Annotated in this window: 25 protein-coding genes; 6 read left to right on the top strand and 19 right to left on the bottom strand. The window is 58.3% G+C overall.

Annotated elements, in window-relative coordinates:
* Positions 1-6 precede the first annotated feature (6 nt).
* The 13 genes from AB5Y81_RS17415 to AB5Y81_RS17475 form a co-directional block, all read right to left on the bottom strand.
* Positions 7-372, bottom strand: a complete 366-nt coding sequence (locus AB5Y81_RS17415; RefSeq protein WP_164673739.1) for a cupin domain-containing protein — start codon at positions 370-372, stop codon at positions 7-9.
* Complete coding sequence (locus tag AB5Y81_RS17420) at positions 369-1214, bottom strand: SDR family oxidoreductase (RefSeq protein WP_080631849.1); 846 nt, start codon at positions 1212-1214, stop codon at positions 369-371. Before AB5Y81_RS17420 ends, AB5Y81_RS17415 begins: the two co-directional genes overlap by 4 nt.
* On the bottom strand, positions 1211-3115 hold the full coding sequence (locus tag AB5Y81_RS17425) for a glycosyltransferase (protein ID WP_164673738.1): 1905 nt from the start codon (positions 3113-3115) through the stop codon (positions 1211-1213). The genes AB5Y81_RS17420 and AB5Y81_RS17425 overlap by 4 nt, the downstream gene beginning before the upstream one ends.
* Positions 3112-4944 (bottom strand): radical SAM protein, encoded by a 1833-nt coding sequence (locus AB5Y81_RS17430; RefSeq protein WP_279485142.1) that lies wholly within the window; start codon positions 4942-4944, stop codon positions 3112-3114. Before AB5Y81_RS17430 ends, AB5Y81_RS17425 begins: the two co-directional genes overlap by 4 nt.
* A 3-nt stretch (positions 4945-4947) precedes the next feature.
* Positions 4948-6012, bottom strand: coding sequence for a GDP-mannose 4,6-dehydratase (gene gmd / locus AB5Y81_RS17435; protein ID WP_017779511.1), 1065 nt, complete (start codon positions 6010-6012; stop codon positions 4948-4950).
* Positions 6013-6015: 3 nt separating this feature from the next.
* Entirely contained in the window at positions 6016-7173 is a 1158-nt protein-coding gene (glf, locus tag AB5Y81_RS17440) for a UDP-galactopyranose mutase (protein ID WP_279485141.1), read from the bottom strand.
* Complete coding sequence (locus AB5Y81_RS17445) at positions 7170-8153, bottom strand: glycosyltransferase family A protein (protein WP_017779509.1); 984 nt, start codon at positions 8151-8153, stop codon at positions 7170-7172. Before AB5Y81_RS17445 ends, glf begins: the two co-directional genes overlap by 4 nt.
* Before the next feature lie 158 nt (positions 8154-8311).
* The gene (locus AB5Y81_RS17450) at positions 8312-9499 is read right to left on the bottom strand and encodes an acyl-CoA reductase (protein ID WP_279485521.1); all 1188 of its coding nucleotides are present in this window, start codon (positions 9497-9499) and stop codon (positions 8312-8314) included.
* Complete coding sequence (locus tag AB5Y81_RS17455) at positions 9496-10554, bottom strand: acyl-protein synthetase (protein WP_268027883.1); 1059 nt, start codon at positions 10552-10554, stop codon at positions 9496-9498. The genes AB5Y81_RS17450 and AB5Y81_RS17455 overlap by 4 nt, the downstream gene beginning before the upstream one ends.
* Positions 10554-11924 carry an AMP-binding protein gene (locus AB5Y81_RS17460; protein ID WP_279485140.1) on the bottom strand — a complete coding sequence of 457 codons (1371 nt, stop codon included), beginning with the start codon at positions 11922-11924 and terminating at the stop codon, positions 10554-10556. The genes AB5Y81_RS17455 and AB5Y81_RS17460 overlap by 1 nt, the downstream gene beginning before the upstream one ends.
* Positions 11924-12673, bottom strand: coding sequence for an SDR family NAD(P)-dependent oxidoreductase (locus AB5Y81_RS17465; RefSeq protein ID WP_279485139.1), 750 nt, complete (start codon positions 12671-12673; stop codon positions 11924-11926). The genes AB5Y81_RS17460 and AB5Y81_RS17465 overlap by 1 nt, the downstream gene beginning before the upstream one ends.
* Positions 12673-12906: an acyl carrier protein gene (locus tag AB5Y81_RS17470; protein ID WP_005306726.1), complete on the bottom strand. Its 234-nt coding sequence runs from the start codon at positions 12904-12906 to the stop codon at positions 12673-12675. The genes AB5Y81_RS17465 and AB5Y81_RS17470 overlap by 1 nt, the downstream gene beginning before the upstream one ends.
* Positions 12903-13439, bottom strand: coding sequence for a GNAT family N-acetyltransferase (locus AB5Y81_RS17475; RefSeq protein ID WP_279485138.1), 537 nt, complete (start codon positions 13437-13439; stop codon positions 12903-12905). Before AB5Y81_RS17475 ends, AB5Y81_RS17470 begins: the two co-directional genes overlap by 4 nt.
* Before the next feature lie 164 nt (positions 13440-13603).
* Between AB5Y81_RS17475 and pseF the strand changes: the two genes are divergently transcribed.
* The 6 genes from pseF to AB5Y81_RS17505 are packed head-to-tail and all read left to right on the top strand — an operon-like array spanning position 13604 to position 18889.
* Positions 13604-14299, top strand: a complete 696-nt coding sequence (pseF, locus tag AB5Y81_RS17480) for a pseudaminic acid cytidylyltransferase (protein ID WP_279485137.1) — start codon at positions 13604-13606, stop codon at positions 14297-14299.
* A complete protein-coding gene (gene pseG / locus AB5Y81_RS17485) occupies positions 14289-15545 on the top strand; it encodes a UDP-2,4-diacetamido-2,4,6-trideoxy-beta-L-altropyranose hydrolase (protein ID WP_279485136.1) in 1257 nt (418 codons plus the stop codon). Before pseF ends, pseG begins: the two co-directional genes overlap by 11 nt.
* Positions 15546-15551: 6 nt before the next feature.
* Entirely contained in the window at positions 15552-16598 is a 1047-nt protein-coding gene (pseI, locus tag AB5Y81_RS17490) for a pseudaminic acid synthase (protein WP_368146745.1), read from the top strand.
* Entirely contained in the window at positions 16591-17886 is a 1296-nt protein-coding gene (locus AB5Y81_RS17495) for a motility associated factor glycosyltransferase family protein (protein ID WP_279485134.1), read from the top strand. Before pseI ends, AB5Y81_RS17495 begins: the two co-directional genes overlap by 8 nt.
* Positions 17883-18143: a hypothetical protein gene (locus tag AB5Y81_RS17500; RefSeq protein WP_279485133.1), complete on the top strand. Its 261-nt coding sequence runs from the start codon at positions 17883-17885 to the stop codon at positions 18141-18143. The genes AB5Y81_RS17495 and AB5Y81_RS17500 overlap by 4 nt, the downstream gene beginning before the upstream one ends.
* Positions 18143-18889, top strand: coding sequence for a class I SAM-dependent methyltransferase (locus AB5Y81_RS17505; RefSeq protein ID WP_123246500.1), 747 nt, complete (start codon positions 18143-18145; stop codon positions 18887-18889). Before AB5Y81_RS17500 ends, AB5Y81_RS17505 begins: the two co-directional genes overlap by 1 nt.
* Here AB5Y81_RS17505 and AB5Y81_RS17510 read toward each other — a convergent pair.
* The 6 genes from AB5Y81_RS17510 to AB5Y81_RS17535 all read right to left on the bottom strand — a co-directional run bounded on the left by AB5Y81_RS17510 (position 18871) and on the right by AB5Y81_RS17535 (position 23913).
* On the bottom strand, positions 18871-20232 hold the full coding sequence (locus tag AB5Y81_RS17510) for a DUF4910 domain-containing protein (protein WP_279485132.1): 1362 nt from the start codon (positions 20230-20232) through the stop codon (positions 18871-18873). The genes AB5Y81_RS17505 and AB5Y81_RS17510 overlap by 19 nt on opposite strands.
* On the bottom strand, positions 20229-20633 hold the full coding sequence (locus AB5Y81_RS17515; RefSeq protein ID WP_139398567.1) for a VOC family protein: 405 nt from the start codon (positions 20631-20633) through the stop codon (positions 20229-20231). Before AB5Y81_RS17515 ends, AB5Y81_RS17510 begins: the two co-directional genes overlap by 4 nt.
* On the bottom strand, positions 20623-21387 hold the full coding sequence (locus AB5Y81_RS17520) for an AAC(3) family N-acetyltransferase (RefSeq protein WP_279485131.1): 765 nt from the start codon (positions 21385-21387) through the stop codon (positions 20623-20625). The genes AB5Y81_RS17515 and AB5Y81_RS17520 overlap by 11 nt, the downstream gene beginning before the upstream one ends.
* On the bottom strand, positions 21384-21608 hold the full coding sequence (locus AB5Y81_RS17525; RefSeq protein ID WP_094698603.1) for an acyl carrier protein: 225 nt from the start codon (positions 21606-21608) through the stop codon (positions 21384-21386). Before AB5Y81_RS17525 ends, AB5Y81_RS17520 begins: the two co-directional genes overlap by 4 nt.
* Complete coding sequence (locus AB5Y81_RS17530; protein WP_279485130.1) at positions 21601-23283, bottom strand: HAD-IIIC family phosphatase; 1683 nt, start codon at positions 23281-23283, stop codon at positions 21601-21603. The genes AB5Y81_RS17525 and AB5Y81_RS17530 overlap by 8 nt, the downstream gene beginning before the upstream one ends.
* Positions 23284-23379: 96 nt before the next feature.
* Positions 23380-23913, bottom strand: coding sequence for an ATP--cob(I)alamin adenosyltransferase (locus AB5Y81_RS17535; RefSeq protein WP_279485129.1), 534 nt, complete (start codon positions 23911-23913; stop codon positions 23380-23382).
* Positions 23914-23980 lie beyond the last annotated feature (67 nt).

Consider the following 23980-nt stretch of genomic DNA (forward strand, 5'->3'; position numbering starts at 1 on the left):
TTATATTTAATTAGATGTAATGATATGAAAATCTGGATTACTATCAGAAAACTTCATATCCAAGCCATTCATCCAAACTACATCGGTAATTGCAGTTATAGTATGTATTTCATTTTTTTCAATAATGAACTTTGCTCCTTCAGATAACTCCCCATCAAACAAAACCTCATTTTTAAGTGTGGTCACTTTTAAATGTAACCTACCTGACAATACAATAAAAAATTCGTTTGTAATCTTGTGATAATGATTACCCCTTGCATAGCCAGCCAAGGTTCTAATCATATTTATTTCAGCGAGAGGAAATTCTCTAAATATACCGGTAACCTCACCTCTTGCATCCATACGATTCATATATGACTCAATTAACTTCATCCTATACTCCACATATCAAGAAGCGAGCGGCTCAGTTTCGGAGTTGTCATACCCAATAAATTCCATGAGGCTGTCGAATCTAGAGAAAGATCGAAAATATCATTCGATGAAAGACTACAAGAAGCGTCAACTAAAGAAGATGAAACACCTGCAACATTAGCTAGTTTTTGAGCGAATTCGACTCTAGAACATCGCTCACCACCAAGATGCACAGTGCCTAAATGAACTTTATCTATAATGGCGGCAAGTCCATCATAAAAAAATGGAAGATATAACGGGCTATAAAACACGTCACTAAAACAGCTTACAACTTTGTTGTCAGACCAAGCACTTAATAACATCGCAGGAAATGCTGCATCTCGATCAAATACTGCTGATGTTCTAACTATGGTTGCCTTTTTACTATATAGCCTCAAATATCGCTCTGCTAAATACTTACTTTTTCCATATATAGTATGAGGGTTTGGTCGGTGACTCTCTTTGTAAAACCCTTGTACTCCATCAAAAACATGATCGGTGCTAATGAATATAAAATGAGCAGAAGGAGCTAACCGGCAAAGATTGACTACCATTTCAGCATTATCTATTCGTGCCTGTCTTCTATTTGTCTCTAACCACTTAACATTCTTATTCCCTGCACAGTGTATAATAATGTCGGGGATACCATTTTTAGTGATTAGTTGACAGACAAAGTCATTAGACGTTAGGTCTCCGGACCAATTAGATTTACCCGAGCGACCACCGATGGGTATAACATGAAAGCCCTTACTGTTAGAAAAAGCATCCACTAGATACCTACCAATATAGCCAGAGGCACCTGTTATCCATATTGTCCTACTCATGTAAATTCACTCCACGCAGGGAAGAAAGGATCATAGAGAGGCAAAAGTTTCACACTTTTATCTAGTGATGCACATTGTGCCATGATTGCTGGCCCAGAAATAGCAGCACAAATGAGTACAATCATGTCTTTTATAGAGGAAATATCACCATGTCCATATATATATCCTATCGGAAGACAACTCCCCTTAAGAGCATTATCAACAAGAATCAGTGAATCTATTCCTTTTGACGTTTTCAGATACGATATTGCTGACTCAGCCAGATCACCTCTAACGCCGTATACAGTTAGTTTCTTTTTTTCATATATACAACGCTCTGATACACGATCAAGAAGCCAGTATAAAGGATTGACTGTATTTCCCCCAAAATCACCACGCAACCATGAGTCAAACCTTATAATCAGCATCGTATTCAAGCTACTTCTATGACTTAAAGAAGCCAGCTTACTATTTAATGCATGGATACTGTCTGTATCACAGATACATTCCAACAATTTTTCGCGGTGAATCAAACTGGTATGGAGTGGCATTTTTAGGGTTTCAATTAACCCCTCACCAATAATGCTCATTAAACCTGGCGTAATATTTCCTGTAAACTCACCCTTTGATACGTGGCAAGCATATATTTCTTCCCTGCGAGGCTGTACAGGATCTCGTAGCTTGCTATACCCATAGGAAAATAGCTCGCAGTCGACTATCTCTGGCCTATCCAAAACAGCATGCGATGCCGGCACGTTGGGAATACGAACCTCAGTTCCTTTCGGACAGATATAAACATATTCAGCGGTTGATAACTCAAGTTGCGCCTTTAAAATATCAATGTTTTCATTAAAAGCTAATTTTTCAATATCTCTAACGTTATTACAGACTGGCGTACTCACTTTACAGATGTTCAATAAATCACGAAGTCGACTATCAATTGTGTGTTGTTTAAAAGCTTTATTCTTAGCTAAATTTGCAAAACTGGCACACTCTTGCGGTTTATCTAACCAATATTTTATCTTTTCGACTAAGTCAGCAGCTTTATCATAGAAGACTATTTCCTTATTCTCCTCAAAAAGAGTACCAAGCTCGGCATTCTCATTAGTCAGCTGCATTGCATATCCGTTAGCTGCAACTTCAAAATGGCGTAGTTTTACTTGAGACTTTAATGACTGACCATCCCACGCATAACCAGGATTGAAGACTATGCGTGACGATGCCAGTACTTTTTGATATTCATCATCCGAAATCTGGCGAGCATACCAAGGAGCTAAGGTTGGGTGGTTTTCCCACCCAAAGCCAAAAATAGCAAATCGCCATCCATGATATTTAGCCGCATTGGCAATTGCCTGTAATAATTGGTCACGGATTGCACCATCTTCTCTATATAAGCCGCTCCCTAGCGAATCTTTGTTACGGCCAATAAATATCACATCATAATTGTACTGATGCTTATCTTCGCTCATGTCATATTTTATGATACGAGGGTTAAATCCCCAAGGAAAATAATAGCATTCCCGTTCAGGAAACTGCTCCTTTCTTTTTTCAATAGCTGAAACGGAATGCGTGGCTATATATGAATAATGATGATCAAAGCGAACATTCCTTTGAAACCATACTGGTGGCTCATCGTCGGCATAGAATGTAATAACTTTAGTGGTTTCTTTTATTTCCGAAAAAAAACTATCACTCAGATCTGCAAAGATGAGATCATGATAGAAAAAAACGTATCGCACTTCAAATTCTTTAATTATCTTCTTTAGATATTTTTCAACATCTTTTGTAGAGAAAATAGAAAGCAATACGTTAACATCAACTGATATGAAATTTTCGTTAGATATTATACTTAATGGCTCGAGCCAATGATTATTTATGTAAGGATAGTCAAATGCGCCAACAACAAGTATTGGGTGGCTCACTTTATAAACTCTCCATCCAAATTTACACCTGCTATTATCTTTCCCGTTGCAACGAGAGCCATTTTCTCTACCTCAGTATAACCTGAACCAAACCGGTGACTATAGGGAATCAGTGCACCACAAAAGTGACCACTCAGATTTTCACAGAGGTCTTTCAATTGCATGAAGTCAAAGTTGCTCGATTTAGAGAATGAATGTAACTGGCTATCCTTAATCAGAGCTCTAAATTCATCACAGAAGCGCTCATGGCATAATACATGTACATTGTGGCCAAGGTTTAACAAGGTAGTCAGAAGTGCTTTGGTAAATGACACACGAGCAGACTGAAATAATAATATGGGGCGTCCGTCATTACCAATAACCGCCAGGCGCTCTTTTAAATTAGAAATAAATTTATCTTCCGTCACTTTACGCCGTGCATCTGCCTCTGCGTAGCGTGACATTGCGAGCTTTTGATAATGCTCCAAATCCTCAGGTGTCAACGTATCCGTCTTACTAACCGCCTTGGTTGAACCTACATAGTCAGACCATTTGTCAGACACTAACCAGTCCTTATCCTTATATATGTCATACATACTGGTTCCTGGATAAGGTGTCGCTATGGAAAACTGTACTGACTCACAAGGTAGCGAACATGCAAGGTCAATTGTCTGATTTATGGTGTCATGCGTGTCATTTGGAAGGCCGATGGTAAAAGTTAGATGAACCTTTATACCTGCATTATGAGTCAACTCAATGCCACGAATCACTTTATTAATATCAATGTGCTTACCAGAACTATTCAATACGGTTTGATCTGCTGATTCCACACCGTATTTTACACTATATAACCCGGCTTCCTTCAATGCGTCGACCTGGGCTTGGTCAATCAAATCGGCCCGTCCCATCGCACCCCACGGGTAATTATTCAACCCTCTCTTCTTGATTTCTTGGGAAAGCTCAATAACAAATCTGCTGTTTATATTGAATGTGTCATCATCCAGATAAAAGCTTGCATAGTGGCCCGTCTTCATGTTGTGCTCAATTTCATCGACCACATCTTCAACGGTACGCTTTCTATACTTACCGCTGCGATAGAACATCTGCGGCCAAATACAAAATATGCAACCATATGGACAACCACGGGTAGCCATGATCTGCAGTTGTGGCATTGGGAGGCCACTTGCGGTGTCATTATAGGCAAGGGAGACCACGGGATCCCGATAAGGCCAAGGGAAATCAGTCACTGATTTCCCCACGCTAAATGTATTTTTTACAACAGAACCATCATCATTTCGATATAATAAACCAGGAACGTCAGAAAGTGTTTTTTTATCTCTTAATGCCTCAAGAAGGCTAACTAATGATAGCTCATATTCACCATAAACGATGTAATCTATGCTTACGTGTTTTTTTAAAAAATCTGGAGAATCCAGCTCGATATGCAAGCCGGTCAAAACTACGGTTAAATCAGCGTTAAACTCCTTGAGCTGCGCGATGATCTCTAGGTCGTGATCCAATGTTGCTGATGCAGTCTCCAAGACAAGAATATCAGGATGAGACACACAAAACGCATCATAGAATGCCATGTAGCTTTCTGAGAGAGCGATCGAGTCTCTTAATTCGACCTCAAAACCGGGTAGTTCATTCAACATACTGGTCGCGGTAGCCAACCAGAATGGAAATGGTTTGTAGCTATTTCGTAGCTCAGAAATAGTGCCATTTTCATCTGTATGCGAATAGTACGGAAATGTATGAGGCCAACGAGAGCCTGCGCGTACACCATGCCAACCAGGTGCTTTCGCAGTCGGTTTATGATACCAAGGAGGATTACTCAGAAAGATTTTCATGATTTAGTCCAGTGTCGTTGTTTGCAAGAGTAGTGTCTGCTTAGCTTCAATGAGATCGTGCTCAATCATTTCATCCACCATCTCTTCAAAAGTTATTGATGGCTCCCAACCTAACTCTTTGCGAGCTTTTGATGCATCCCCTAACAATGTTTCAACTTCTGTCGGTCTAAAATAAAATGGGTCAACTTCTACAATGCACCGACCATTCTGATCATAACCTTTCTCATCAACACCTTGTCCACTCCATTCGATATTCATTCCGAGTTTTTTAGCGCAGCGTACAACAAACTCTCTGACACTGTGTTGCTGTCCTGTGGCTATTACATAGTCCTCTGGCTTGTCCTGCTGCAGCATAAGCCATTGCATTTCTACATAATCTTTGGCATGTCCCCAGTCTCTTAGAGAATCAAGATTACCAAGATATAATTTTTCATCCAATCCTACTTTAATTCTAGATAAACCACGGGTTATTTTTCTAGTTACGAAGGTTTCACCACGCCGACTGGATTCATGATTAAACAATATACCATTACATGCATAGATGCCATATGCCTCACGATAATTTACTGTAATCCAGTATGCATATAGCTTTGCCACACCATAAGGAGACCGGGGATAGAAAGGTGTGTTCTCATTTTGCGGAATAGATTGAACTAATCCATATAGTTCAGATGTGGAAGCTTGATAAAACCTCGTTTTATTCTGTAACCCTAAAATTCGGATAGCCTCAAGAATACGTAAAGGCCCCAAGGCATCGACATTCGCCGTATATTCAGGTTGTTCAAAAGACACAGCTACATGACTCTGAGCTGCCAAATTATAGATTTCATCCGGCTGAATTTGCTGGATCAAACGCAACATATTGCTGGAGTCAGTAATATCACCATGATGGAGATGAAACTGTCTTTCTCGAACATGGATATCCTGATACAGATGTTCAATTCTTCCAGTGTTAAACATCGAGGTACGTCGTTTTACGCCATGAACAATATACCCCTTACCAATCAAAATTTCGGCAAGGTATGAGCCATCTTGACCAGTTACACCAATAATCAACGCGGTCTTCATTTATTATCCCCTATCGAAAACCCTGAATTTTTCCAAACTATTAGAGACACTATCATCCATATCAAAGTACTTATACTCAGCTAATCTACCGAGGAGAAATAAATTTTTCATTTTCTCTAGAGTATCTTTATATAGTAGATATCGTTTCATCGTAGAATCTTGTAACATAGGATAGTAAGGTTCAAGACCATATTCAGAAAGATAATCACATGGATACTCAGTAACAATGCTGGTATCTGGTTTCACCTGTCCAGTCAGATGTTTAAACTCGGTAATACGGGTAAACTGCTCTTCATTGGGATAGTTGACTGTCGCCACCGATTGAAATTGCGCTTGCTTAATATGCTGATGCTCAAAACGTAATGAGCGATATGGTAGTGGCTCGGGATTGTCCGGAATAAGTGCATCAATCATACCTGTGTAAATGACTGGACCGTTAAAAACCTCCCCATCCAACAGAATTACTTTCTTTTCCCAGTCCAACGAGACACGCAGCACCATGGGAGTCGACAGCCTAACTTCAATCAGCGGGTGCGCGAGCATGCGCTCAAACATGGAGGTATAGCCTGCGGCCGGCACCGCCTGCCAGGAGTCGGTAAAGTAGCGATCATCCCGACTGACCACCACGGGTACCCGCGCCGTCACCTCGGGGGAGATCTGCTCGGGCGGTACCCCCCACTGTTTGCTGGTGTAGTTGACGAAGGCCTTCTGATAGATGAAATCCGCCAGTTCGCCCAGCAGGGGATCCTGCTCCTTGCGCAGTTCGAGAATCGGTACTCTGGCGTTATCCCCGAACCGGGTGCGCAGGGCCTCAATCATGGCGCCGGCCTTGTCGGCGGGGAAACAGCGCTCGATGCTGGTCAGGTTGAACGGGATAGGCACCAACTGCCCGTCGATACGTGACAGCACGCGATGCTCGTAAGGCAACCACTCGGTAAACTGCGACAGGTAATCCCACACCTCCTTGCTGTCGGTATGGAAGAGGTGCGGCCCATAGCGATGGATCAGCACGCCATGTTTGTCATACTCGTCGAAACAGTTGCCCCCGATGTGGTCGCGCTGTTCCAGCACCAGTACCTTCCAGCCAAGCTGGCTGGCCATTCGTTCAGCCATAACGGCACCGGAGAGCCCGGCGCCAATGACGATTGCCTGATAACTCACGCCGCTTCTCCAAACAGTTGTTGCACGACCCGGGCGGGATGGGCCCGCTGCGCCCACGCCAGTTGATGGCGCTCGTCGAAGAACCAGCCAGGGGCCAGCTCCGCAACCTCTGCCGCCGACTGCTCGATGAGCTGAGTAAAGCGGGCGACATCATCCTGCCGCAAAAAGTAGAGCGCGGCAGAGTAGTAGTGATGGGCACGCCCCTGGGCAATGACCACCGGGTCTGCACCGAATGCAGCGGCATTGTCACAGGCGCGCAGCAGGTCGCGCAGCGACTGCTCACGCCGCTCTGCGGATTTGCGGGTCTGCCCGCCGAAGCTCTGAGTATGGAAGCGATAACGCCCCAGCAGCTCGGGGATGAAATCCAGGGTGCCCGGATTGAGGGAGAGATTCAGGATGTGCCAGGGATAATCGAGAATGATCTTGCACCCTTCATCGATGGCATCGGCCATGCCGTCATAGCGGCGGAACATGATGGAGCTGGCATTGACGAAGACCCCGAAGCGGATCAACGCCTCCCGCGTCATCACGGGTTCGAGGTAACGGGCATTGTAGTAATCACGAGTGAAGAGCTTGATGCACGCATCGGTCTCATCATCAAACATCTCCGCCTCGTGATAGCAAAGCGTGCAGCCGGGGTGCGCGTCCAGGTAGTCTGCCTGACGCTGCAGCTTGCCCGGCAAGGCCAGGTCGTCGCCATCCACATAGGCAAGGTAAGCCCCTTTTGCTTCACCAAGCAGCCGCTTCTGGGTTCTGGCCAGCCCCATGTTCTGTTCGTTTTGCAGGGCCCGCAGGGTCGGCCACTGCCGTGCCAGCCGCTGCATGATGGACCAGGAGTCATCACTAGAGCCGTCATCGATGGCGATCACCTCGAACTCGAAATCCGTCTGCTGTTCGAGCAGGCTGAGCAGGCAGGGTTCGATGAAGCGCGCCAGATTGTAGACGGGCACCAATACGCTGACTTTCATAGGGAAATCCAAGGGAAAATGAATAGAAAAGAAGCGGATAGGAGAAAATGGGCAAGGCTACCGCACGGTCCCTGTCAACCCTTCTCCCTCTCTGTCAGGTTTTACTGCAAGAGGTATGCCTGACCAAGCTAATCCATTGAAGCTGCTGGATTTATGTGAGCCACACCCGATTATTCGCGTCGGCTGAGGCCACGACTGCACAATTGCAGCATGTCGATGCCATCCCAGTGCCATTCGAATGCGAGCGCCTGTCCCGGCGCCACCACCCGGTCAATCCGGCAGGTCGGGGCAGTCGGCAGCACCGCTTCGACCCCGGCCCTGTCACCGCCGACCCAGACGCAGGTCTGCATGTCCCAGGGTTGTGCCAGCAGCTCATTCAGGGTATCGGCCACAAATTCGGCAACTGTACCTCCTCCGACGTGTGCGAGCCGCAGCCCGCTCGCCGGAGTCAATAAGGTGACGCCGGGCAAGCTGGTCACCTTCATTGCCCCCTGCTCGGCGGCATTTTGTTGACTGTGGATGAGTCGTTCCATCGCCAGGGCGGGATCGGCGGCAAAGGGGGCAAACAGGGCTTCCAGCAGGCGGCGGCGCAGCCCCTCGTCGGGCTCGCCCAGCCAGCAGAGAGTGGTCGGCGAGGCGCAGGCCTGCTGGTTGAAACGGGTGCAGTCCTGTTGTAAAGCATCCAGCGTCCGTTGCCACTCTTGCGGATCCAGCCCGGCCAGCCAGCGGCTGTCGAGCACCGCCATCGAGCGGCGATCCGGAAACACCACCTCCTGCGCCGTTGGTGCCAGGGGAATGGCCCGCACCTGACGGATGGTCTCGTCGCCGCCCCAGATGATGCGTAGCCGGCAGCGCACCGACAGCCAGGCGGTGATGTCCTCGTCGTGCTCATAGCGAATGAAGCGGGTACGGGCGGCGATCTCTTGCCATTCACCGAGGCTGAACAGTTCGTTGAGGATCGCCAGCATGGCCTCCTGCTGCGGATCGCGACGTGACGACAGCCGCACCACGCAGGGGTTGCCCATCAACAGGGCCATCAACCAGGAGTAGAAAGCCACCGTCGGCACGTTGGAGGGCACCAGGTGAAAGGTGACCCCCAGCGGCCCCCGTCCCTGCAAACGCAGCTGTTCTCTGGCCAGCTGGCGGGGCCGCAGCCAGAAACCGAATGCGGCCAGATCGGGGTGACGACGCCCCTCTTGTTGCAGGCGGGCCGACAGCGCCGCCACGAAATCGCAGATGACGGGGGCAAAGCAGGGCAGCGGCTGCGGGCAGAAGGTTGGCCAGCCCGTCGTCGGGGCCACGAAGCTGACCGCCGGCCCCTCCTGCCAGAGCACTGTGATCGTCCCGGACGGGGTCATTGGAAGGTGTCGCTGCATCCCCTCACCTCGGCGCCGTGCTGGCGTCCCGCTACGTGAAAATAACGGCCATGGCGGCCACAAGGGCAGTCATCCTCCCCCAGCAGCACGCCGAGATCCTCGCTCAGCAGGCTGTGGCCGGGATAACTGCCGGGAATGGCGGAGAGCACCTGCAGCAGGCCTGGGCTGCCAATCCCGAGCGGCTGATGGGTGAGCGGATCGCGCACCTGTACATCGGCAAACACGGGAGCATGCAGGTGACCCTGCTCGCACTCGACGAAGATGGAGCCTACCTGCTCCACCATGCCGTAGAAGTTGTGTACCCGGCCCAGCCCCAGCTGGTCACGGCAGCGGGCCTTGAAGGCGGAATTGTCCACCGCCAGGTGCTGCAGCTTCTTCCAGCCGCCGCTGTGAAACAAAATGCCCTGCGTCAGCGGCAATTGCAGGCCGCGCTCGCGCAGCGGCTCCAGCAGGCATTGCCAGACCATGAAGGTGAAGCCGAACAGCAGCACCGGCTGGCCGGCATATTTGTCACAAAAAGCCTCTATCACCGGCCAATTGGGCCGCATCTGCTCGTCGAGGGCATAGGTATGATCACGACCGAGGAAGGAGAGCCCCAGCGCGCCCGCGCCCCGCGCCGAAAAGCCGCTGCGGTTCTGGATGAGGGCGGGCTGCTCCACCAGCAGCATGGGCAGGCGCTGCTTGCCAACAAACTCCTGCAGGATCTTCACCAGCACCTTGCTCTGCAGGGCGGCGGTCTCCCTGTCCAGCACGATCCGTGATGGCGAGCCCGTGGTGCCCGACGAGGTGAGCACCTTGAACACCTCGCTCTGCGGCACGCTCTGCCATTGGGCCAGTTTGAACAGCCGGGCCGCCAGGTAGGGCAGCGCATCGTAGTCGGTCGCCGCGGCCGTCCAGCCGAAGGCTTGCAGCACATTGTCATAGGCCGTGCAGTGCGCCCGATGGTGCGCAGTCAGCGCGTTGAGCCGCGCCAGCAGCAGCGCCTGTTTGGCGGCCTGGGGCAGGGCGAAGACCGGCGCGCTCAGCAACTGCTCCATCACGCCTCCCCCGCCAGTCTGGCCAGGGCGGCGTAGTCAATCTTGTGATTGGCGGTGCGCGGCAGTTGTGTCACCTGCACCACCTGCACCGCCCGCGGCGGGGCCTGCAGCCACTGCGCCAGCTCGCGCAGCAAGCCGTCGGTCGTCAAGTCATCGCGGGGCTCGACAGCCACCAGCAGGCAGTCGTCACGCCCACCGCAGGCCCCCGTCCAGCCCCAGCGATGGAGCTGGCTCTCGACCTCCGCCAGGCTGACCCGCTTGCCGAACAGCTTGAGAAAACGGCTGAGCCGGCCGCAGATGTAGTAGCGGCCCGCCTCGTCACAGCGGGCCAGATCGCCGGTAGCCAGCTCCTGCAGCTGGGCGCCCAGCGCCAGATCCTCGGCCGTAACGGCGTAACCCAGCATGACGTTGTCGCCGCGATAGACCAGCTCCCCCTCCCCTGGCTTGCCCCCCTCCTGCGCGCGCAAGGTGAACTGGCCGCCGGGAATGGCGCGACCGATGGCATCGGGATGAGCGGCCACCTCGGGCGCTGCCAGCCAGGCCATGCGGGCGGTGGCCTCGGTCTGGCCGTACATGACGAAAAAGCGCCGCTCCAGCCGCAGGGCCTGCTCGGCAAACTGCTGTGCCAGCGCGGGTTCGAGACGCCCGCCCGCCTGGGTCAGGGTCTGCAACGAGGGGTAGCGGGCCCAGTCAAAGCGCAGCCGGGCCAGTATCTGATAGGTAAAGGGCACCCCGGCAAAGCTGCTCACGCCGTGCAGATCGACCTGCTGCCAGAAGTCGCGCTCCAGCACGCTCCCTTCGTGCTGCACCAGGGAGGCTCCCACCAGCAGATGGCTGTTGAGCACCGACAAGCCGTAGGAGTAGTACAGCGGCAGGCTGGTGATGGCCCGCTCGGCCGCGGTCAGCGTCAGATAGTCGGCGATGGAGGCGGCGTTGGCCGCCAGATTGCGCCCCGACAACCGCACCCACTTGGCGCTGCCGGTGCTGCCCGAAGTCGGCAGCAATACTGACAGTTCCGGGTGCAGGGCGGGCGTCGTCGCGGCAAGCCGCTCCAGCTGGCCGACGTCATTGACCCGCCAGCGCACACCAAACTGCCGGCAGCTGGCATCGTGCTGGCTCGCTGGGAGGGCCGGGTCTGCCAACATCACGACATGCCCCAGCTTGAGCGCCGCCAGATAGTGCAGCAGGTGGGCGGTGCGGGTGAAAAAGGGCAGATAGACCAGGCTGCGCTCGTCCGGATAGCCGGCCGCCAGCCGCGCCAGCCGCCGTGCCAGCTCGCCGTAGGAGAGCCAGCCCTCTTGCGGGTCGCGCCAGGCCGGCGCCGGGTTGTCTTCCCGCAGGTGGGCGAGCAGTGCGTGCGCGTGATCCATCAGACCGTCATGCCTCCATCCACACCGATGACCTGACCGGTCACATAGCTTGCCAGGTCGGAAGCGAGGAACAGCGCCACCTTGGCCACTTCGTCCGGCGTGCCGATGCGCCCCATGGCGATGCTGGCGAGCCGCTCGGCAAACTTGTCGTCCGGGATGGCGTGGGCCATCTCGGTGTCGATGAAACCGGGGGCGATGGCATTGACCCGGATCTGGCTGGCGGCCAGCTCCTTGGCCAGCGACTGGGTGATGCCGATCACCGCCGCCTTGCTGCCGGCATAGCTGCAAAGCCCGGCGGCACCCACCCGCCCCATCAGGGAGGCGAGATTGATGATGCTGCCGCCACCGCTGCGCTGCATCAGGCGGGCGGCATACTGGCTGCAATAGACCACGCTGAAGGTGTTGTGGCTGAAGGTCTGCTCCAGCTGGGCCTGATTGACCATGCCGAGCAGCCCCTCTTCCAGCATGCCGGCATTGTTGACCAGCACGTCCAGCATTCTGGTCTGGGCAAACAGCTGCTGAAAGGCCTGCTTGACTGCCTGCGGCTGCGCCACGTCGACATAGAGCGAGTGACAAGGTACGCCGAACTCGGCGCCGAGCTCATCAGCCAGCCGGCTCATGGCCGCCTCGTCACGTCCCGCCAGCCACAGCTCGGCCCCCTGCGCGGCAAACAGCCGGGCAATGGCGAGCCCGATGCCGCGCCCAGCGCCGGTGATCAACACCCGCTTGCCTTGCAGCAGCCCCTGCATCAGAGGGCGACTCCGTATTTGGCGAGGATCTCCCGCGCCTTGGCGACCGAGCTCATGTCGATGATGTCATCGGTATCGAGCAGCACACCGTAGCAATCCTCCAGCTGGGCGATCAGGCCCATGTGGGCGACGGAGTCCCACTGGGGAATGCTGTTGTAGGCCAGCTGATCGCTGACACTGCCGACGTCGATGCCGAGGGCATCGGCAAAAACCTGTTCCAACGCTGTAGTCATCTGAAAAATCTCCGTAGCCGTTCTCGGGCGGCATAATAGTCGGCGGGCTGCAGTTCGAGGGCGATGAAGTCACCCTGTTGCCCCTGTTGGCGATAGCCGAGCTGCGCGTTGAGGCGCAGGGCGGCGTCGTTGCCGATGCGCACCAGAGTGCGGATGCAGCCGAGCCCGAAGGTATCGAAGCCCTGATCGAGCTGTGACAGGGCGGCGGCGACGGCCAGCATAGGGTGGCGCACGCTGGAGCGGCCCAGATAGAGGCCGGCATCGGCCACCGGCTGCCCCTGCAGCGATTGCCTCGTCTCCCCTTTCAGGTTGACGTAGCCGGCCCGCAGGCCACGGCACCAGAGCACCCAGTGCTGCTGGTCAGGCCGTTCCAGGCTGCTGACGAACCACTGCCGTTGCTGGCGGGGGGAGATGAGCGTCTGCTCCACCATCTGCAACCGCACCTCGTCCAGGTTGCGCCAGCGTCGCAGGGTGGGCAGATCCCAGGGCTGGAGCGGGCGCAATTCGACACCATAACTCATGTTCAATACCAACGACGTCCCATCACTTGCCCATGTTATCGACCATCACCGGGCAATTCCGTAGCAAAGCTCAATAATATAAGATGAAAACTCGGTATAATCTCAAAAATAATCAACGAGTTGTCATCAATTATCCGGCTCGGCGACCACGTCGGGCTCCTCAGGGAGAGAGCATCATGGCCATCGCCATCATCCCGGCACGGGGCGGCAGCAAGCGCATTCCCCGCAAGAACATCCGCCCCTTCTGCGGCTTGCCCATGATTGCCTACGCCATCGGGGCAGCCAGAGACTCGGGCTGTTTCAGTCGGGTGGTGGTCTCCACCGATGACCCGGAGATCGCCGAGGTGGCCCGTCGCCTCGGGGCCGAGGTGCCCTTCCTGCGGGGCGCCGCGCTGGCCGATGACCATACCGGCACCACCCCTGTGGTGATCGACACCATCCAGCGGCTCGACCAGCTCAGCATCCAGGCAGAGCACTACTGCTGCATCTATGCCACCGTGCCGCTGATCCAGGCCGCCGACCTGCGCGCCGCCCACGATCGCCTGCTCGCCAGCAAGGCCCCCTTCGTCTACACGGTGGCCGAATTCGGCTTCCCGATCCAGCGGGCGGTACGCATGGACGCACAAGGCAGGGTCACACCGTTCTGGCCGGAGCAGATGGCGAAACGCTCCCAGGATCTGGAGCCCGCCTATCAGGATGCCGGTCAGTTTTACTGGGGCAGCCGCGCGGCCTGGCTGGGAGGGATCAGCCCGGTGGGGGGAGAAGGGATTGGCCACATACTGCCAAGGCACAGAGTGGTCGACATCGACACGCCGGAAGATTGGCACCTGGCCGAACTGCTCTATCAAGTGCTGTCCCAAGATGACGCTTAAGGTTGCCTTCCGGCTCGACGCCGGCGCCGAGATCGGCTTGGGCCACCTGATGCGCTGCCTGGCCATCGCCGATCGGCTGCACGCCGCCGGGGCCGAGTGCCACTTCCTCTGCCACGATCTGCCGGCGCACCTGCTGGCGCTGCTGCGACCCCATCACCATCATCCCCTGAGCGCGCTGGATGACGCTGGTGCCCTGCCTCGCCTGCAGCCCGATTGGCTGGTATTCGATCACTACCAGATTGACCACACAATCGAACAAAAACTGGCGGTCCACTGCGGCCGCGTGCTGGTGATCGATGATCTGGCCGACCGGCCGCACCACTGCCAGTTGCTGCTGGATCAGGGCCCCTTGCGCCGCGTCGCCGATTACCAGCCGCTCACCCCCGCCGGCTGCCGGCTGCTGCTGGGCACCGACTACGCCCTGCTGCGTCCCGCCTATCGCCAGCTGGCACGTCAACATACAGACCGGTGGCAAAGGGGGCTTATCTGCTTTGGCGGTGCCGACCCGGCCGGCGCCTGCCTCATCACCCTCAACAGCCTGGCCCGGCTGCCCTGGGCCCGCACCATCCGCTGGACCCTGGTGGCGGGCGGCGCCAATCCCTTCTGGCCCGAGCTGGAGCAGAGAGTGGCCGAGCTGGCCGACCTCGACCTGGCGCTGCTGCGCCAGAGCGACCAGATGGCCGACCTGATGAGCCGGCACGACTTCGCCATCGGCGCCGCCGGCGGCATGACCTGGGAGCGAGCCTGTCTCGGCCTGCCGACCCTGGCGGTGCCCATCGTCGACAACCAGCAGTTCAACGACCAGGTGATCGCCCGCTTTCAGCTGGCCGAGCGGCTGACCCTGAGCGAGCTGGCCGAGCCTGAGCGGCTGCTGCAGGCTCTGCAACGGCTTGAACAACAGTCAGACGACTACCGCCGCCGCGGCCAGCAGCAGGTGGACGGGCTGGGGCTGGATCGGCTCACCTCCTGGTTGCTGCAACAATCGGATTATCAACTGTTACCAGATGGCCAACAGTGGCAACTACGCCATGATGACCAGTTGCTGCTCACCCTGACCCTGAGCGGCCAGCGGCTGACATGGCAGGCCGCCCGGCCACTTCAGCCCACGGAGTGGCAAGAGCTGGCACATCGCTTGCAGACAATTTTCTCCCAATTTCCCCTCTATCTTGCCGAGCCACCGCAGATAGCGCCCCCTGCCCCCTGGCAGCCGGCGCCGCAAGGCTGGCAACTTGGCACAGGAGTCTGAACACAGATGCAGATCGCCCATCAATCCATCGGCCCGGCGCAGGCTCCCTACGTGATCGCCGAGCTGTCGGCCAACCACAACGGCAACCTGGATCGCGCACTGGCCATCATGACCGCCGCCAGGGAGGCCGGGGCCAGCGCGGTCAAGCTGCAGACCTACCGGCCCGACACCATCACCCTCAACAGTGACAGGCCCGAGTTCCAGATCCACGGCGGCCTCTGGGATGGTCACAACCTGTACGACCTTTACGAGTGGGCGCACACCCCCTGGGAGTGGCATCAGGCCCTGTTTGCCAAGGGGCGCGAGCTGGGGCTGACGGTCTTCAGCAGTCCGTTCGACTTCAGCGCGGTGGATCTGCTGGAATCCCTCGACTGCCCGGCCTACAAGATCGCCTCCTTCGAGCTGGTGGACTTGCCCCTCATCCGCTACGCCGCCCAGACCGGCAAGCCACTCATCATGTCCACCGGCATGGCGAACGAGGCCGAGATCGCCGCCGCGGTCGAGATGGCACTCAAGCACGGCAACGGCCAGGTGGCCCTGCTGCACTGCGTCAGCGGCTATCCGGCGCCGGCAGCCGAATACAACCTGCGTACCATCCCCATGTTGCGCCAGCGCTTCGGGGTCGAGGTGGGGCTCTCCGATCACACCCTGGGGTCGGCCACGGCCATCGCCGCCACCGCGCTCGGGGCGACCCTCATCGAGAAACACTTCACCCTGGCCCGCGCCGACGGCGGGCCGGATTGCGCCTTCTCCATGGAACCGGCCGAACTCACCGAGCTGGTGGCCTCGGTCAATACCGCCCATGCCGCCCTCGGGGTGGCCGATTACCAGCTCACCGCCAGTGAACAGGGCAACCGCGCGTTTCGCCGCTCCCTCTATCTGGTCAAGGAGATGGCCGCCGGCGAGGTGCTCACCGCAGAACATATCAAGTCGGTGCGCCCCGCCCTCGGCCTGCCCCCGGCCGATTACGATCGGCTCATCGGCAAGCGGGTCAACCGCAGCTTGAGCGCCAATCAACCGCTGAGCTGGGAGTGGATAGATAACGATGAGTGATGATCTCTTCAACCAGCACGGCAGGCTCATCAGCCAGCGCTGGCCCGCCCTCTGGCCCCGCCTGCTGGCACAGGACGTGGAAAGCCTGCCGGCCGAACTGACCGAGGGGCTCGGCTCCACCCTCAGCCTCCACGGTATCCAGCTCACCAGCCGGCACGATCGGGTGAAGGAGGCCGAGCTGCAGGCCGCCAGCCTGCCCGAGCAAGCTGTGCTGCACCTCTACGGCACCGGGCTTGGCGATCTGCCGCGCGCCCTGCTGGGGCGCAGCAGCCTCAAGCGGCTGGAAGTGAAGATCATGAATGGCGCCCTGTTTGCCCTGGTGCTGCGGCTGCTGGACCAGCAGGACTGGCTGACGGACCCCAAGGTCGAGCTGATGATGGCCGGCGACGAGGGGGAGGTGCGGCTGCCCTTCTTCGCCCTGCCGCCCGAGCTGCTGCTGGTGGAAGATGCCGCCGCCCGCATCCGCGACCGGCTGGTGAGTGAAATAGACTTGCCGTTCGCCCGGGCCAGGTTCGACGCCGAGCACCCCGACGTCACCCGGCGGCTGGCCGAAAACCGCGATCTGCTGGCCGGTGACGGCGATGTGGCCTCCCTGTTCGGTCTGGCTCAGGGCAAGCAGGCGCTGATCGTGGCGAGCGGCCCGACCCTGCAGCACAACCTGGCCACCCTGCAGGCCCAGCTGCAGAGTCGTCGGCAAGACTACCTGCTGATCAGCGTCGATACCGCGCTGGCGTTCTTGCTTGGCCACGACATCCGGCCCGACATCGTCGTCACCATAGATGACGCCATCCACGGCAACCGGCTGCCCGCCGCCCAGTCGGCCCAGACCACTTTGGTCTATTACCCCACGGTACCCACGGCGGCCCTGCTGGCCTGGCAGGGGCCGCGCAAGACCGCCTACTCCCGCAGCCCCATGTATCAACAACTGCGACAGACGATCCCCAAGGGCGTGTTGCACTCGGGCGGCAGCGTCATTCATCCTGCCGTGGATCTCGCCGTGCAGATGGGTTGCCGCCAGGTCATCCTGCTGGGCACCGACTTCGCCTTTCCCGGCGAGCTCACCCACTCGGGCTGGGCCGACGGTGCGCTCGGCCCCAGCGCCGCGCTGGCACTCAGCTGGACCCTCGACGGCCATGGCCGGCGGGTCAAGACCAATCCGAACTTTTCTGCCTACCGCACCGAGCTCGAGCGCTACATAGCGCGCCACCCCGAGGTGCAGTTCTGGAACTGCAGCAGGGAGGGGGCGGAGATCGCCGGCTGCCGCTATCACCCGGAGTACGTGCAATGAAAAACGGCCAGATCACCCGCCTCACCGCCCTGGCGCACCAGTTTCGGCTGGGGCAGTCGGTCGCCGCGAGTCAGGCACTGCCGGAACTGCTGCAAGAGGTGCTCACCGAGCAGGGCAACCTGCCGCCCGGACTGGTAGCCGCCCTGCTGCAGTGCCAGGAACGCCAGGACTGGCTGGGGCTGGCCGACTACCTCGAATATGAAGTGGTGCACGGCCTGTCGACCCCGGCCGGCGACACCCCCACAGGAGACCATTGATGATCAAGGCCATGTCCAACGCCTCCGAGCAAGAGCTGTCACGCCGCCAGACCTTCAGCGAGTTGCTGCACGCCAGCCCGCTGCCCGCGGCCGAGCTGCAGAACAACCTGGGCCTCTACCTCAAGCGCCAGTCGCTCTCCCGCATCCTGTTCATGCACGAGCTGTATCAGAAGATCGTACCGGTCCACGGCGTCATCATGGATTTCGGCACCCGCTGGGGTCAGAACCTGGCGCTCTTCTCCTCGTTTCGCGGCATGTATGAACCCTACAACTACAACCGCAAACTGGTGGGATTCGATACCTTCAGCGGCTTCCCTTCCCACGCCCCGCAAGATGGCAGCGACGCCGCCATCCAGCCCGGCGCCTACGGGGTGACGCCGGGCTACGAGCAGCATCTGGCCCAACTGCTCGCCGCCCATGAGGCGGAAAGCCCGTTGGACCATATCGTCAAGCATGAGCTGGTGAAAGGGGATGTGACCGAGACGCTGCCGGCCTATCTGGCTCGTCAGCCGGAAACAATGATAGCGCTGGCCTATTTTGACTTTGATCTCTACGAGCCGACCCGCCGCTGTCTCGAGCTCATCAAGCCGTACCTGACCAAAGGCTCGGTGCTGGCATTCGATGAGCTCAACTGGCCCGCCTTCCCGGGGGAGACCCTGGCCCTCAAGGAGGTGCTGGGGCTGGATCGCTACGCCATCCGTCGCACCCCGCACAACCCGGGACCAGCCTATCTGGTGATCGAGTAGTCCGGTTGCGGGCTGAGACGACGCAGCAGCCCGGCATCCAGCAACATCCGCGCCAGCGGCTCTACCCGCCAGAACGGCGCCCCTATGGTCTCGGCGATCTCGAACAGGGTCAGCTTGCCGTCGCTGTAGGCCAGCAGATTCATCATCTCCCGCACCTGCCAGCCCGAATAGCGGGTCGACAAATCCGGGTAGAGCCCCCGCTTGCCGAGCTGGGGCTCGCCCAGCACTGTGACCTCGCAGCGCTCGTCCAGCTCCAGACACTCGATGGCCCGGCGCAGCGCCATGAAGCCGCCGGCCAGACCGGCCGGCGTCACCAGCGAGAGGTCATCGAGCGAGGTGTGGTACTCGGCATAACAGCCGTATCGGCTGCGCATCACCGAGGTGACCGGCAGATCGATGCCGGGCGCACACAACTGCCGCTCGTTGGAGCCCCGCTCCAGGAAGCTGTAGGCTTTGTAGCCCGGCGCCAGATGGCCGAGCACATGGCGACCGATGCGATCCGCCAGCGTGTTGCCCTGGCGTGAGGGCAGGAAGGAGTAGCTGCGGTCATCACCAAGGCAGGTCAGATTGAAGCCGGCCAGAGTGCGCTGCTTGAGGTGGTCCAGATGGCGGGAGAGATAGACGATGGCCCCCAGGGTTTCAGGCACCAGCATCAGCCGGTAGCTGTAGCGACGTGTGGGCAGTGACGCCAGCCAGGCCATCAGAAAGACGCCGACACAGGGGCCGGAGAGCTCGTTGTTGGCCATGGAGGGGTGGCAGGTGTAGCTCGACAGCAGGATCTCCTGCTCGCTCTCCCCCGGCAGCACCCAGTCACCATAGGTGAGCGAACCCGGGGCCAGGGTGGCATCGATCACCACCTGATATTCCCCCTCCGGCAGCGCCTCACGCAGTCGATGGGGCAGACAGAAGCCCCAGCGGCGCTTGTAGTAGGAGGTCACATAGGGAATGGCGTCCGGTTGCTCGGGCAGAGAGTGAAGATGGGGCTGCAGTTCGGCCAGCGAGAGGGTGCAGCGCACCGGCTCCGAGTAGCCGACCAGATGCAGGTTGTGATCCTGGAAATCCACCACCCTGCGTCCATCCGGCCCCACTATGTAGGCCTCCCGCACGTTCCACTCGTCAGGCACGGTCCAGTCGAAGCACTCGGTGCCGCTGGCCACTTCATGGATCTGCAGCTCGGGCAGACAGTGCTCGCGCCACAGGGCCAGCGACTGCCGAACCCCGTCCCCGGTCAGGCTGCGGTTGAGAGGAAACAGCAGGGTGAGCAGCCGATGCAGCTGTTCACCGACTTGTGCCTGGTCGTCCCAGTCGGTGGGCAGATAACCGCTCTTGGGTGAAAAACTCATGGGGTTGGTGCCTCGATCAATTCGACAATGTGGCCAAGGGGGCTCAGGAAAAACTGGACGTGGGCGCCGCCAAACGCGATGGCCGGCTGGCTGGGCCCGAGGGGCAGGTGGCGCTGCGCGCGCAGCCGTTCGGCACTCTCCTGCAGGTTGCTCACCCGATAGGCAAGGTGGTTGATGACGTTGCGCCGGGTCTTGAGCACCTGGGTGACCGGGCTCTCCTCGCCGGCCGGGGCGACCAGCTCATAGCAGATACCATGGTCGTCATGCACGAACTGCACCCAGACCCGTTGCAGCGGATCTTCCACCGCCGCCGAGAAGCGGCTCAGCCCCAGCACGTCGCGACAATAGGCCACACCGCTCGCCAGGTCCGGCACCACCAGTCCGATGTGATCAAACTGCATGGGACTCTCCTCCCGCCCGGATCAGGGCGTATGGGGCCGCTGCCAGCAACTCGCCGGCAGCCAGGATGAAGTCGCGGCACGATACCGCCCAGACCGGCACCCGCTGGCACAGCGTCTGGCGCCAGACGCCCCGCTCCTGCAGCAGGGCCACCAGCCGGGAGAGGTCGATTTCGCTGGCCAGCGACAGGTCGCGCACATAGTAATCCGCCTGCCACTCCCGCACGCGGCCATCGACGCGCACCTGGCCCGCAAACATCTTGTGATAGCGATAAGAGACCGCCAGCCGCTGCTCCACGTAGTGGGTGAAGGTGATGCGGTCGGGGTGGCAACCCAGCCCCAGCAGCCAGCCGTCCTGCTCCGCCAGCCAGCCGAACGGGCTCTCCTGACCGAAACAGTCGTGGCACTCCCGGGCCACCAGCGCAGGTCCCTGCGGGCCGCTGATCGCCATGCTGAAGACGGGATCCAGTGTGCGGACCACACCTTCCCGCTGGCGGAACAGCTCCGTCATCAAGCCCACCTTGCTCGGGGTCTGCGCAGGGTCGAAGCACTCGTCCGCCATCGGGCTGTAACTGAAGGTCGGCACCAGCAGGTGCCCGCCCAGCCACTGCTCGAGGCATGTCCAGAAAGCCGCAATGCCCGCGGCGTTGCCCATGCCGGCAAACTGGGCCACCACCATGGCATCCGAGTGCACCATCAGGGCGCCGCCTCTGGGGATCCCCAGCTCGGTCAACGCCTGCTCGAGCGCCTGTTTCACACGGCAACCCCTTTGCTCTGCAGGGCTTGCTGGATGTCGGCCAGGCTCTTCAACTCGGCCAGCTCGTGCGGCTCGAACCGCACGGCATAGTGCTGCTCGACCAGCAGCAGCAGGTTGAAGTGACCCAGAGAGTCCCATTCGGGAAAGCTGCCGAGGGCAGACTGTGCATTGATGCTGGCCTGGGGAAACTGCTGGTGTGCCAGCGCGATAAGGTCATTCATTGGCATAGAACTCCAAAAACGGGAGAGAAAGAGAGCAGAGATCAAGCGTGAGGAACAGCTCGTCCGCCAGCGGCAGCAAGCCCGCTGGAGTGGTTATCGGCCGGGTTGGCAGGCTCGCCAGAAAATCCCGTGCCGGCTGGTTGCGGGTGGTGGCAACTAGGCTGATGACCAGCTCGCTCACCCCTTGCGCCCGCAGATGGTTTGCCAGTTGCGCCAGCAGCCAGTATTCAAAACCGCGCCCCAGTACCCGGCAGCTGATGGCCAGGGTATCCAGCAGCGCCCTGCCCTCATCGAGCGGGCGCACCACCAGCAGCGCCGTCATGCCGTGATCGGCGAACCGGTCTCGCAGGCTGGCCAGCCAGACCTCGCCCCCCTCGCTGGCCAGCCGGGCCAGCTCCGCCGCCTGATAGCGGCGGCCGGAGAGGTTGAACTGATTGGTCTTCTGGCTGAGCTGTTCGGCTCGCAATTGGTTGCCCGGGAAGAGCGGCTGCCAGTCGGCCTGCAGCGCCAATTGCTGCAGGAAGGCGTGCTCGTCGCCCAGTTGCCGGCGCACCGCCTCGGCCTCGACCTGGGCCTGATAGGAGTGCTGCCGCAGGCCGTCATCCCGGCTCTGGTGGCGACTGCACAGGGCCGGCAGCGTCAGCAGGACATCCGGCCAGCTCCAGAGATCGGCCGGCGGGGTAATCACCAGCACCTCGGGGCAGTTGGCCCGCACCTCGGCCCGCTCCAGCTCGCTGTCATCCCAGAAGACCAGGCTGTCCAGCCCGACATTGAGGCGGGTTGCCAGCCGCCGCAGCCCCTGGGATTTGGGCTCCCAGCCGATTTCGGCGGCGGCGATCTGCGCCCGTGTCAGCACCATGCCCGGATGCTCGTCAAACAGCCGCCACACATCGTCCGCCAGATTCTTGGAGCAGAGCGCCAGTACTATGCCCTGCCCGTGCCAGTGGCTGGCCGCCTGCTGGAAGGCCTGGTAGAGCCGGCCCATCCCGTCCTGCCCCAGCAGGACGCCGCCGACACCGTCTTCACCGACCACGCCGCCCCACAGGGTATTGTCGCAGTCGAGCACCAGCACCTTGTGGGCGGGTTGCTGCAACCGCTGCAGCAAGGGGAGCATCCACTGCGCCAGGCTGGCCAGACCGGCCATGGAGAAGGGGCAGGACATCAGATAGAGGTTGCGCCGGTCGAAGCAGCGCTGGTGGCCATGCTGTTGCAGCCAGAGCGGCAGGTGCAGGTCGTCCAGGCCGGGTTGCTGCAGGCGCAGGCGGGCCATCTGCTGCTCGAACGCACTGGCCAGCGCGGCGAGCACGGCAGGGGCCGGGCCATAGACGCAGAGCGGGGCATGGCTGCAGGCCCCCACCAGCAGATGATCCTGCGGGCGGCGCTGCAGATGCTGCAACAGAGGCAGGCAGAGCGCGTCGACAAAGGCGGCGACCGCCAGCTGCTGCTCGTTCTGCGCCAGATGGCCCCACTCCTGCAGGGTCCGGGCGGGCACCAGATCTTCCCACAACCAGATGATGATGTGGGTTCCGGCCGCGGCATCGGCGCTCTGGTGCATCAGGGTCTGCAACCACTGGCCATGGGGGGCCACCTGCACTTCGCCGTATTCAGCTAGGGGGCGCCAGGCGAGGTTGCCCGGCATCAAGAACGAACTGCCACTGAGATGAAGCATGGTCATGACCTTCCCCCTGCGCTACCGGAACCATCCCGGCGACCGACAAATGGGATGATCGTGTTTGATCTTCATGAAAAACAAAAGCTTTTTTGGCCGTATTCAGTAGTTGATGCTGACGTAGGGCACCTCGTTCACCTGCCACAGCTGCTTGAGGTAGACGGTCAGCACGAAGAAGAAGTTGGCCAGCAGGTTGGCGAACCGATAGAGGATGGGGTCGAAGCGCACCCCGCTCTCCTCCAGCCGCACCAGCAGCCGCACCACCTTCTTGCTGCCGCAGCGGCACAGGTGCAGGGTCGGGATCGGCTGCGGCCCTTGCGGCAGCACGAAACCGGTGACCCGGCCGCGACTCGCCTCGTTGTAGTGATCGTAACGCCCCTTCAGCCACGCCAGATCTTCCTCGAAGATGCCGAGCCTGCCGCGCACCGAGCCGTTGAGGTTGTAGATAAGCCGCTGCAGCGCCGCGAGATCCGCCTGCATGGGCGCAAGCTCGGCATCCGGAGCCAGGTGTGACAACACCGCGCCCACCTGGCAGCAGAGCTCGTCGGTGGCGATCTCGTAGTCACACTGGAACTGGGTTTCGAAGATGAAGGGGTAGCAAAGCTCGCGCTTGTCTCTGGGCTTTTTCGGGTTCATGGGCTGGCCGGATCGGGAAAAAGGCCAGTTTGCCAGCCCCCGCAGGAGCTGGCAAACGGCCGGTCAT

The sequence above is a fragment of the Aeromonas sp. s2 genome (assembly GCF_040907935.1).
Lineage (GTDB): Bacteria > Pseudomonadota > Gammaproteobacteria > Enterobacterales > Aeromonadaceae > Aeromonas > Aeromonas dhakensis.